Source organism: Acinetobacter sp. SwsAc2 (assembly GCF_013391465.1).
Lineage (GTDB): Bacteria > Pseudomonadota > Gammaproteobacteria > Pseudomonadales > Moraxellaceae > Acinetobacter > Acinetobacter johnsonii.
The window spans coordinates 19,427-31,215 of the sequence record NZ_JACBEZ010000037.1 but is presented as its reverse complement, the minus strand read 5'-3'; the positions used below and the strand labels follow the sequence as shown (position 1 = coordinate 31,215).

Genomic DNA, 11,789 nt, shown 5'->3' with positions numbered 1-11,789 from the left:
GAGGAATAGCTACTCGATATGACAAGCTCAAAAGAAATTATCAAAGTTCTGTTGCTTTAGCCTGTATATTTTTATGGCTACCTTTATAGGGTTAATTATGAACAGTAAATGTCAACAGACCCTAATTATTTATTTGATATTATAGATTTTATTTTTTTATTCAATATGTTAATCCCTCCCAACCTCCCTTTGAAAAGGGAGGAGCTGTCACGTAACAAATTGAATCACATGACATCCCCCTCTTTTTTAAAGAAGGTGAGAAGCATTGCTTCGTAAGGGAGATTATAAGAACTCTAAATTAAATAATCGAATCATCTAAATTCGGCGCTAACCAACGCTTCGCTACATCCAGTGTCCAACCTTTACGCTTTGCATAATCCTCAAGCTGATCTTGAGAAATCTTGCCCACGTTAAAGTATTCACTTTCAGGGTGTGAATAATAGAAACCACTCACAGAAGAAGGTGGCATCATCGCAAAGTGTTCAGTCAATTTTGTACCAATCTTCGCTTCTGAACCTAACCAATCAAATAACACTGCTTTCTCCGAATGCTCTGGGCAAGCAGGGTAACCTGGTGCAGGACGAATACCGACATACTTCTCTTTAATCAGCTCTTCATTACTCAAGGTTTCATCGGCTTTATAGCCCCAGAACTCTTTACGAATACGCTCGTGTAAGTACTCTGCAAAAGCTTCAGCAAAACGATCCGCTAAAGACTGAACTAAGATTGCAGAATAATCATCACCTTTGGCTTTGTATTCATTCGCCAATTCCTCTGCGCCAAAGATTGATACCGTGAAACCACCAAGATAATCGGTATTGTCCTTCGAGGTGCTAATAAAGTCGGCTAAAGATAAATTCGGCTTGCCTGTAACTTTGTCAGACTGCTGACGCAAGTGTTCAAAAGTATGCGTGACATTCTGCGCTGTTTCATCAAACACGCTGACTGTATCTGCACCTGTGCGTTGAGCAGGATATAGACCAAATACAGCACGGGCATCGAAACGATTATTCTCGATCACATCTTTGAGCATGGCTTGCGCTTGGTTATATAAATCCGTTGCAGCTTCACCGACTACTTCATCTTCTAGGATTTTCGGGAATTTACCCGCCAAGCTCCAAGAAATAAAGAATGGGGTCCAGTCAAAATATTCAACCAATGTTGCCAATGGATAGTTGGTGATGACTTGCGTACCCAAAGCATTTGGCTTTGGTGGCACATAGTTGTCATCAATCTTAAAGCCATTTTCAACAGATTCTGCATAGCCAAGCTTCGCTGCTTTCGGTTGCTTGTTGGCTAAACGCTCACGAATTTTGGCATATTCAGCACGATGCTCGGCAATAAAGTTGCCACGCATTTCTTTAGACAGCAGGGTGGTTGCCACACCAACAGCACGTGAAGCATCAGCCACATAAATCACCGCATCATTGGAATATTGCGGGTCAATTTTAACGGCGGTATGTGCTTTAGAGGTCGTTGCACCACCAATCAACAATGGAATTTTGAAGCCCTTACGTTGCATTTCTTTGGCCACAAACACCATTTCATCTAAAGATGGCGTGATCAAACCAGACAAACCGATGATGTCACATTTTTCATCAATCGCGGTTTGCAGGATTTTTTCCGCAGGAACCATGACGCCGAGGTCAACGATGTCATAACCATTACAACCCAAGACCACGCCCACGATATTCTTACCAATATCATGTACGTCACCTTTTACGGTTGCCATTAACACACGACCTTTGGATTGTGCATTGCCTTTTTCGGCTTCGATGTACGGGTTCAACCAAGCCACAGCTTGTTTCATCACACGTGCAGATTTCACCACTTGTGGTAGGAACATTTTACCCGAACCGAACAGATCACCGACCACGTTCATGCCATCCATCAAAGCACCTTCAATCACATCCAGTGGACGTTTAGCTTTGAGGCGGGCTTCTTCGGTATCTTCGTCGATATAGGTAGTGATGCCTTTTACCAACGCATATTCGAGACGTTTTTCAACGGATTCATTGCGCCATTCAAGGTTTTCAGCTTCACGCTGCGCGCCACTATGACCACGGAATTTTTCTGCCACTTCAAGCAATTTTTCTGTGGCGTTTTGACCTGATTCACCTTGGTTTTGATTCAGAACAACATCTTCAACAGCATCTTTCAGTTCTTTTGGAATATCGTCATAAATCGCCATTTGACCCGCGTTGACGATCCCCATGGTCATGCCTTGTTTGATGGCATAGTAAAGGAACACAGAGTGAATCGCTTCACGTACAGGTTCATTACCACGGAAGGAGAAGGAGACGTTAGAGACACCACCTGAGATCATAGCATGCGGTAGGTTTTGCTTGATCCAACCTGTGGCTTCAATAAAGTCGACGCCATAGTTATTATGTTCTTCAATCCCTGTTGCAACTGCAAACACGTTCGGGTCAAAAATAATATCTTCGGCAGGGAAGCCAACATCATTGACTAAAACATCATAAGAACGTTTACAGATTTCACGCTTGCGTTCAGCAGTATCAGCTTGTCCTGTTTCATCAAAGGCCATAACAATTATCGCAGCACCGTACTGTCGGCATAAACGCGCTTTTTCGACAAACTCGTCATAACCTTCTTTTAAGGAAATCGAGTTGACGACTGGCTTACCTTGTACGCATTTCAAACCAGCTTCAATGATTTCCCATTTTGATGAGTCAATCATGATTGGCACACGAGAAATATCAGGCTCAGATGCAACCAGATTCAGGAAATGCACCATCGCATTTTGCGAATCGAGCATCCCTTCATCCATGTTAATGTCGATGATTTGTGCACCAGCTTCAACTTGTTGTTGTGCAACTTCTAAAGCTTCAGCAAACTTTTCTTCACGGATGAGACGTAGGAATTTTTTTGAGCCTGTGACGTTGGTACGTTCACCGACGTTCACGAATAGCGAATCATCATAAATGTTAAACGGTTCTAAACCACTTAAACGGCAGGCAGGTTTGGTTTCTGGCACCTGACGTGGCTGAATGTCTTTCACTGCATTGTAAATTGCACGGATATGATCAGGCGTTGTACCACAGCAACCACCGGTAATATTGATCAAACCACTTTCTGCAAATTCTTTAATGAAGGCTGCGGTTTGTTCAGGGGTTTCGTCATATTCACCAAAAGCATTTGGCAAGCCTGCATTTGGATGCGCTGAAACAAAAGTATCGGCTACATCAGCAATGGTTTTCACGTGTGGACGCATGGCATCTGCACCTAGGGCGCAGTTAAAACCAATTGAGAGTAAGTCACCATGACGAACCGAGTTCCAGAACGCTTCTGCGGTTTGACCTGTTAAGGTACGACCAGATGCATCGGTAATGGTGCCTGAGATCATGAGTGGAAGTTCACGACCAATTTGTTTGAACACTTCTTTTACTGCAAAGATCGCAGCTTTACAGTTTAAGGTATCGAACACGGTTTCGATCAAGATGATGTCTGCACCACCTTCAATCAAGGCATGCGTCGCTTCGATGTAGTTTTCTTTGAGTTCATCAAAAGTAATGTTGCGGAACGCAGGGTCATTTACATTCGGTGAAATCGAACAGGTACGTGATGTGGGCCCCAATACACCTGCCACAAAACGTGGTTTGTCAGGGGTTGAATATTTTTCACAAGCGGCTTTGGCTAAGCGTGCCGCTTCGCGGTTAATCTCGGGAACAAGATCTTCCATGTGGTAATCCGACATTGAAACACGTGTGCCGTTAAAGCTGTTGGTTTCAATAATGTCTGCACCAGCATCGAGGTACGCTTCATGAATGCCTTGAATAATTTGCGGTTGAGTCAATACCAACAGGTCATTGTTACCTTTGAGGTCAGAAGCCCAATCTACAAAGCGTTCACCACGATAATCTTCTTCTTCGAGCTTGTGACGCTGAATCATGGTACCCATCGCACCATCGATAATAAGGATGCGCTCGGCAAGAAGTGCTTTTAAGGTGGCAAGTGTAGACATTCAAAACTCACAAACAGGTTTTCAAAACGTGCAATATTTTAGCAGAAAAGCAGGTTGATTGATGCCTAATTCAAGTGGTATTGGCTATATGGCAAATAAAAAAGGCTGATTTAGCTTTAGTTTTCACGAAAGTGAAATATAGACCCGCTATGTTAATAGATCAGAAGAAATAGAGATGAAAAATATTGATTGGAGCAGATTGTTACAGACAGCACAGCCAAATGTAAGAAAATAATTCAGCGTAATCCGCACCGAAAAGTTAAATTTTGAGCCAGCACAGTGCGTTCAAGGCTTATAAGCGATTTACTGCTGATCTAAAATAAGCCAATTATGAAAAAATTGGCTTCATGTGACACGCATTTGTCATATAATTGTCACAATTAAATTGAACAATAGGGGATATTGATATCCTCTTTAGCCGTCTGCATGAATTCTAATATTCCTCCCGTCCAAGATCAGGTGCACGTGACACAGGTCAAGTCGACGAATGTGCACGTACCTACACCGAAATTTTTTATGCCGGTGTTTTTAACGGTCATTATTTCAACGCTAATTTATATTGGCTTTCAGCTTTCTGCTGACTTATCGCATGTTCCTGCACTGAATCTTTACTCTTTAATTCTTTTAGCGACGGCGTTGTTCATTGCTTTGGGTTTTGAGTTTGTAAATGGCTTCCACGACACTGCCAATGCGGTTGCAACGGTCATTTATACAAATGCACTGTCTGCACCTGTTGCGGTGATGTGGGCAGGTTTCTGTAACTTTCTTGGGGTTATGGTCGCAAGTGGTGCAGTGGCTTACGGTATTATTGCGCTGCTGCCCGTTGAGTTGATTATGAATGTCAGCTCAGGCGCAGGTTTTGCCATGGTGTTTGCCATGTTGATTGCTGCGATTTTGTGGAACTTGGGCACATGGTTCTTGGGTATTCCAGCATCAAGTTCACATACTTTGATCGGTTCGATCTTAGGTGTGGGCATCATGAACTACTTGATGCATTCAGGCAGTGGTGCTTCGGGTGTCGATATGGATCAGGTGATTAAAGTCGGTAAAGCTTTACTGTTTTCACCCATGATCGGTTTTGCTTTTGCAGCAGTGTTGTTCTTATTGGTGAAAAAAATCTTTAAGAAACAACTGGAACTGTTCCAACCACCTGAAGGCAACAAACCACCACCTCCACTGATTCGTGCCATTTTGATTTTTACTTGCACAGGTGTAAGTTTTGCTCACGGTTCAAATGACGGTCAAAAAGGTATGGGTCTAATCATGCTGATTTTGATTGGTATTGTGCCTTTGGCTTATTCTTTAAATAAGAATTTAGATTCACAGCACATTCAGTCATTTGCTCAACTTTCAGATCAAACTGCGGCTGTGATTTATCCGAATCATAACGATATTGCAGATGAAAAAGCCCGTACGGTGATCACGCAATATATTCAAACCAAAGAAATGACCCCAGAAGTCGTACCTGCTTTAGCCAGTTTGACAGATCATTTGGGTGAGCGTGTTGGCCATTATGGAGATCTTAAAGATATTCCTGAAGCTGAAGTTTCTGCACTACGTAATGACATGTACTTAAGCACGACAGCGTTCAAACGTTTGGATAAAGCGAATCAATTGCCAGCGATGTCGGAAGAGGGCAAAAAGACAGTAAAAGAATATCGTAGTAACTTAGATTCATTCTTACAGTACATCCCAACGTGGGTGAAAGTGGCTGTGGCATTGGCTTTAGGTCTAGGTACGATGGTCGGTTGGAAGCGTATTGTCGTGACTGTGGGGGAGCGTATTGGTAAGAACCATATGACTTATGGTCAAGGTATGTCAGCCGAGTTAGTGGCTATGACTACGATTGCAGCTGCGGATGGCTTTGGTATGCCAGTATCGACCACACACGTATTGAACTCTGCGGTAGCAGGGACCATGGTGGCGAATAAGTCAGGTCTGAATTTTGCAACAGTGAGAACCATTCTTTCGGCTTGGATCTTTACCTTACCAGCCACGATCTGTTTATCAGGTGGTTTGTTCTGGTTGTTCCTACAGTTCGTTTAATTTGATGCGTAAAAACCAATGATAAAAAAACGCTACCTAAGGTAGCGTTTTTTAGCTCTGTATTTTATGAACGATGCTGTTCATATTTTACTTTTTGAACTTCGCCCAGACTTTGTCTAAAGGTAGTTTATCTGCGGCAAAGCCATAAAGTGCTGCAAAGGGCAGTGCAGTACGTGCTAAATAAGCTACACGCCATAAGCCACCGTGATTGGCGCCGTGCATCATCAGTTCTAAAGGATGTTCAAGTTTGACCTCTGGGTTAGCTACAGACTTAGGATTACGGAGATCATGGATCCATAAAGCCGCCATGATGGCATTGGTTGTTTCAGGCTTAAAGGCTTCAACATCAAACAAGCTCGCCCCATTAAATGCGGCTTTGAGCAGTGGATTTTTGGTGACAGAATGCGTGGTGGTTGATGGTGCAATATTGATGCTGACGCGCTGACCTTCCGAGCGAGCAAGCGTTGCACGCCACTGTTGAATCCGTTTAGCCAATGCATAGTTTGGCCCTTGCTCAATCACTAAACAGTCGGTGATGCCGTAAGACTTGTTATTATCCGACTCGACGAGGTCATGTAGGTTTTTCTTGAAGAACAGTTGTCCACTGAGGGTTGAAATACTTTTACTGATCATCTGTTGCGTTTTAGAACGACCACTGAACTTTTGCTCAGATGCTGTAATGACTTCTTCAGGTACGGCATAGACATCGGTAGGTGTACACATATACATCAAGCTGGTATCTACTTTGTGCGCGCTGACATGTTGCATAATTGCATCCATCGCAACGGAAACGCGGACATGCTTTTCACCATCCAAATACGCAATCGCGGCCAAATCTAACTGATGTGGGTTTTGTACCAACCATTGTGCAATTTCAGGTACTTGTGTCAGTAGGTTTGCACCGAGTTTTTCTTTTAAAACAGCGACAGGTGTTTCTGCACTCAGCGCTTCAACCGATGGGGCATATAGCGTGGCATTGCCGTGTTGAATGGTGTCTAAAATTTTGCCCCATACACGACTATTGGGTAAATCAACCGCCACAATATTGGCTTTCCATTGGGCTAACCATGTGAGCGGGCCAGCTTCAGATGCTGCACCGAACAAAACCATCGTGCGATCAGATAAATCAAACCATTCAGGATGTTCCACACAGGCAATCAGTGCTTCAGCGTGACTGGGTTCAATCACCCCAGCATCTAACCATGTTTGGATTTGTGCGAGTAAGGCATCGCCACTGAGTTGTTGGCCTTTATAAGGCACTGACCACTCAGGCGCAGCATCATTTTCACCTTTGAGTTTAATAGTATGCAGTGGTGCGCTTTCAAGTGACATTACATCTTTGAGGAGATGCTTTTGCCCATCTCGATAAAACTCAAACACATTATGTGCTTTGTTGAGCCCATCTTGTGCCATTTGAATCGGTGCAATTTGATTACGAATCCCAAATTCAACTAAGGATTTAAAATAGCGTGGATATTGTTTACGCCAGTTCTTTTCTGTAAGTGCAGTAACAGAGCTTTGGGGATCAACATTGGCTAAGGCCTCTGCAATAATCTCTTTCCCTGTACGTGAGGTACTAACTTTTTGTGTTTTCGAGTAAATTGGAAATTGAAGACCATCTAAGGGATTGGACATGCAAGAAATCTCACTGGCATTTGCTATTTATATACAGTTGTAAACATTATCTATGCCAAATCAAATTCCTGCTTGGCATTTCATGCCAAATTTATGTAAAAATATATGTAATAAAAAAGCCTTCTGAACAGAAGGCTTTTGAGTTTAGCAGCGACCTTTTTTGGCCTGTCCGGGTGGACAGAAATCGCCTTGGCCATGAGGATAATAAGAACGATCAGGATCGACGATGATACTCCCTTCAGGGGTATTTACCGCACAGGCTGTAAAACTGAGGCTGATCATCAAGGCTGCAAATATAGACATTATTTTCATAGCAATTTCCTTGGTTTATAGTTGTCCTGATGTTTATTGTAAAAATCAGGACCACCCGTTGCTGTGAAAAAATGTTACTAAGCCTATATGCGTATGGATGCAATCCATTTGCAATCTAGGGGTTCGGCTTTAAATAGGTAACTGGGTTAATTTGCTCAGAAAGTGTGGAATAAGACGCGGCTCTAAAACTAGGGTCATGATGACCCCATAAGCAGCTCCCCAAAGATGGGCGCTATGATTGATGTTGGAGTTGCCTTTTTTACCTGACCAGATGCTATATGCCACGTACAACACTGCAAAAATAATCGCAGGTACTGGAATAAAAAACACAAAAATGAGCTTCCAAGGTTCAAACAACACATAAGCGAACAAGACCGCAGAGACCGCACCAGAAGCACCAAGGCTCGCCCAGCGCACATCATTCTTATGTTTTAAATAACTTGGTAAAATGGCAAAAATTAAGCCACCCAGATAAAACAAAATAAAACCTAACTCATAGAAGTATTGGCGGTAAAAACTTTCAATAATGCTACCAAAGAAAAATAGGGTGAACATATTGAACAGGAGATGCATACCATCGGCATGAATAAAGCCATGTGTAATAAAACGATCGTATTGCCCACGTTGCATCGCAGGAGGCCAGAAAATCAGACGGTTCATCACGTTCTGATTTGAAAATGCCACCATAGAAATTATGACAGTAATAATAATGATCGTAACTGTATGATTAAAAGGTAAATCCAACATTTCTGAGATGTTCTACATATAACTATCTTGTGGTCATAATGCCATTAAATTGAGCGAAAAGATGAACTTTCACAATAAATCCGACAATTTTGGTTGATTTTTTTTAATTACCCCGCATCTTCAGTTAAAATAGCAACTTCAGCTTGAGGAAATGATTGTTATGTCGACTGAGAATAGCAGCACTGCAGTTGCAGAGGAAATTCCAAACTTATTGATTACTCCGACTGCACAAGAGTATTTACGTGATTTATTAGAAAAACAAAATACACCGGGCATTGCTGTACGTGTATTTGTTGAAAATCCGGGTACACCACGTGCTGAATGTTGTATGGCATATAGTGCGCCTGAAGAAGTGATCCCAACCGATTACCGTCAAGATTATCCAGACTTTCCTGCGTATATCGACACACCGTCTATTCCATATTTATTAGATGCGGTGATTGATTACAATAAAGACCGTTTTGGTGGGCAGTTGACATTCCGTGCACCAAACTCGAAAGTACCACGCGTAGGACCTGATGCATCGATTGAAGAGCGTATTACATATATTCTTCAGTCTGAAATTAACCCAGGCCTAGCAGGGCATGGTGGTAACTGTGCATTGGTTGAAGTTGTTGAAGATGAAGAACATGGTTTAACGGCTGTACTGAAATTCGGTGGTGGTTGCCAAGGCTGTTCAGCAATTGATGTCACGTTGAAACAGGGTGTTGAAACGACTCTGCAACAACACATTCCTGAGTTACGTCGTGTTATTGACCAGACGGATCATACGCAGGCTGAAGGCGCGTACTTCAAATAAATTTGAATCGACTTTACCAAATAACCTCCTTAAATTAGGGGGTTATATTTTATCTAAAGCTAAAATGTAATTGAGAATAATTATCAATATTTATTGCAATATGTTTATCGTTTGTTAAAATGCCCTATGAAATTTACACAATCTCTCCTTTTTTGTATTTAGGTGTATGCGTTATGGGTAAAAATCTGACGAGATCAACTTTAGCTTTGGCTGTTGTAGGGGCAATGAGTTCATTTGCGATGGCAAATGACGTTGTGGAAACCACAAATGAGAAAGAAGCAACACAATTACAGACGATTGTTGTATCGGCAACGGGTTATGAGCAGGATGTTTCAAAAGCACCAGCATCAATTACTGTGATTAGCCGTGAAGAATTAGATAAACGTGAATATAACGATATTACAGATGTTTTGAGAAGTGTTCCGGGTGTTGTTATTACGGGTGAAAATGCAAGTCAAACAGTTAGTATTCGAGGAATGTCTTCGAATTACACCTTGTTCTTAGTCGATGGAAAGCGTCAATATTCTAAAGACGTTAACCCAAATGGCGATGACTACGGTATGGAGAAAAATATTCTTCCTCCAGTTGCATCCATTGAGCGAATTGAAATTATCCGTGGTCCAGCATCTACATTGTATGGTTCTGATGCTATGGGTGGCGTGATTAATATTATTACTAAAAAAGTGACGGATGTTTGGACTGGGAATGTTGAGTTAGGCACAACTATTCAAGATAAAAATAATTCTGGAGACATTCGTAATGGTTCTGTTTATTTAGCAGGGCCGATTATTCAAGATAAAGTTGGCTTGCAGTTAGGTCTAAATCATTTAGAGAGAAAAGAAGACTCTTATTTAGGTGGTTTTACAGGCCATACAACGGAAAGTTTAAATTCACGTTTAACTTATGTGCTTAATGATCAACACGACTTAGCTGTAGAGGCAAATTTCTTCACACAAGAGTCTGAGGCTACGGCAGGTAAAACGGTTGCAGCAACAGGTACTGACTCTGCAAGTCGAAATATACGTAGTGTTTATGCCTTAACGCATAATGGGCGATATACCGATAATTTGGATAGTAAATCTTATATTCAATATGAAAATTCTAAAAACCCAGATCGTGAAAATACGTTCGTGGGAACGAAGGGAATTGATTTAGAAACATGGACTGCAAATACACAGTGGAATTGGTTGTTAGGTAATCATACACTGGCTTTTGGTGGGTATTATAAAGATGAAAGTTTGTTAGATCGAGCAACAAACCGAAATCCGTTGGTTCCAGAGTTTGATGAATTGACACGCTGGTCAGCTGCTGCATTCTTAGAAGACACATGGAGTTTAACCGATCGTTTTAATTTAACGCTTGGGGCCCGTTATGACCATGATGAACTATATCAAGGAAATATTTCTCCGCGAATTTATGGTGTTTATAACTTTACTGACCAATTTACCGTGAAGGGTGGGGTTTCTACAGGTTATAAACAACCAGATATTCGTTCTGTGACGGACGGCTTCTATAGTGTGACAGGAGGAAGTGGTTCTCCAACAACAACGGGTCGAGGAATTATTAAAGCAAATCCAGACCTAGAACCAGAATCAACTGTTACTTCAGAGTTAGGTTTTTACTGGAACAATGATCACGTTAATACCTCTATTACAGGTTATGTAACTCAGTTTAAAGATCGAATTGAAGAAATTCGTGAATGTGATTCAACGGGTAATGCTGACTACAACCGTAATGATGTTTCAACGTGGAAATGTTCTGAAAACGGTATTCCATTTGCATTTATCAGCACACGTGAAAACATTGGTAAAGCTGAGTTACGTGGTGTAGAGGTGACATTTGATGCCAAATTAGCTGAATATACAACCTTAACTGCAAATTATACGTTCACAGATACAGAAATTAAATCAGGTCAATTTAAAGGGCAGCCTTTAAATGGCATGCCTGAACATGTATTTAATGTAACAGTAGATCATGACTTAACCGATGCTTTGAATATTTGGAGCCGATTACATGTGCGCGGAGAAACTACACCGTATTTAGGTCGCTCAAGTATGTCTGACCCAATTCCTGGATATAACTTCCTCGATGTTGGTTTTAACTATAAATTTGCACCAAACTTGAAAGGTAAATTTGGTGTTTATAATGTGTTAGATGAAACTGCAGAGAATGCTGATGGTGAGCAAACTTTAGATGGTCGTCGCTATGGTGTAAGTTTTGTTGCTAATTTCTAATACATAGAAATTAGAATTAGAGACCCGTTTC

At 41.6% G+C, this 11,789-nt stretch carries 7 protein-coding genes and 1 pseudogene; 4 read left to right on the top strand and 4 right to left on the bottom strand.

Annotated features, from left to right (window positions below; genetic code table 11):
* Window positions 1-89: pseudogene (locus HYI04_RS14150) on the top strand (IS5/IS1182 family transposase); the annotation flags it as partial.
* Window positions 90-298: 209 nt separating this feature from the next.
* Here the strand turns inward: HYI04_RS14150 and metH are convergent.
* Window positions 299-3,985 carry a methionine synthase gene (gene metH / locus HYI04_RS14145; protein WP_094148779.1) on the bottom strand — a complete coding sequence of 1,229 codons (3,687 nt, stop codon included), beginning with the start codon at window positions 3,983-3,985 and terminating at the stop codon, window positions 299-301.
* A 426-nt stretch (window positions 3,986-4,411) separates the two neighbouring features.
* On the opposite strand from metH, the gene HYI04_RS14140 reads away from it, so the two are divergent.
* On the top strand, window positions 4,412-6,031 hold the full coding sequence (locus HYI04_RS14140; RefSeq protein WP_058952104.1) for an inorganic phosphate transporter: 1,620 nt from the start codon (window positions 4,412-4,414) through the stop codon (window positions 6,029-6,031).
* 87 nt (window positions 6,032-6,118) lie between these two features.
* On the opposite strand, the gene HYI04_RS14135 is transcribed toward HYI04_RS14140, so the two are convergent.
* The 3 genes from HYI04_RS14135 to HYI04_RS14125 form a co-directional block, all read right to left on the bottom strand.
* Complete coding sequence (locus HYI04_RS14135) at window positions 6,119-7,666, bottom strand: hypothetical protein (RefSeq protein ID WP_058952103.1); 1,548 nt, start codon at window positions 7,664-7,666, stop codon at window positions 6,119-6,121.
* Window positions 7,667-7,810: 144 nt separating this feature from the next.
* On the bottom strand, window positions 7,811-7,978 hold the full coding sequence (locus tag HYI04_RS14130; protein ID WP_094148780.1) for a hypothetical protein: 168 nt from the start codon (window positions 7,976-7,978) through the stop codon (window positions 7,811-7,813).
* 129 nt (window positions 7,979-8,107) lie between these two features.
* Window positions 8,108-8,725: a rhomboid family intramembrane serine protease gene (locus tag HYI04_RS14125; protein ID WP_058952102.1), complete on the bottom strand. Its 618-nt coding sequence runs from the start codon at window positions 8,723-8,725 to the stop codon at window positions 8,108-8,110.
* A gap of 160 nt (window positions 8,726-8,885) precedes the next feature.
* Between HYI04_RS14125 and nfuA the strand changes: the two genes are divergently transcribed.
* Both nfuA and HYI04_RS14115 read left to right on the top strand, forming a co-directional pair.
* A complete protein-coding gene (gene nfuA, locus HYI04_RS14120) occupies window positions 8,886-9,524 on the top strand; it encodes a Fe-S biogenesis protein NfuA (RefSeq protein WP_004981041.1) in 639 nt (212 codons plus the stop codon).
* Window positions 9,525-9,697: 173 nt separating this feature from the next.
* The gene (locus tag HYI04_RS14115; protein ID WP_058952101.1) at window positions 9,698-11,758 is read left to right on the top strand and encodes a TonB-dependent receptor domain-containing protein; all 2,061 of its coding nucleotides are present in this window, start codon (window positions 9,698-9,700) and stop codon (window positions 11,756-11,758) included.
* The last annotated feature ends 31 nt before the right edge of the window (window positions 11,759-11,789 follow it).

Coding starts and splice junctions, on each gene's coding strand:
- HYI04_RS14115 (WP_058952101.1), top strand. CDS start 9,698: ATGGGTAAAAATCTGACGAGATCAACTTTAGCTTTGGCTGTTGTAGGG.
- HYI04_RS14140 (WP_058952104.1), top strand. CDS start 4,412: ATGAATTCTAATATTCCTCCCGTCCAAGATCAGGTGCACGTGACACAG.
- HYI04_RS14130 (WP_094148780.1), bottom strand. CDS start 7,978: ATGAAAATAATGTCTATATTTGCAGCCTTGATGATCAGCCTCAGTTTT.
- HYI04_RS14135 (WP_058952103.1), bottom strand. CDS start 7,666: ATGTCCAATCCCTTAGATGGTCTTCAATTTCCAATTTACTCGAAAACA.
- HYI04_RS14125 (WP_058952102.1), bottom strand. CDS start 8,725: ATGTTGGATTTACCTTTTAATCATACAGTTACGATCATTATTATTACT.
- nfuA (WP_004981041.1), top strand. CDS start 8,886: ATGTCGACTGAGAATAGCAGCACTGCAGTTGCAGAGGAAATTCCAAAC.
- metH (WP_094148779.1), bottom strand. CDS start 3,985: ATGTCTACACTTGCCACCTTAAAAGCACTTCTTGCCGAGCGCATCCTT.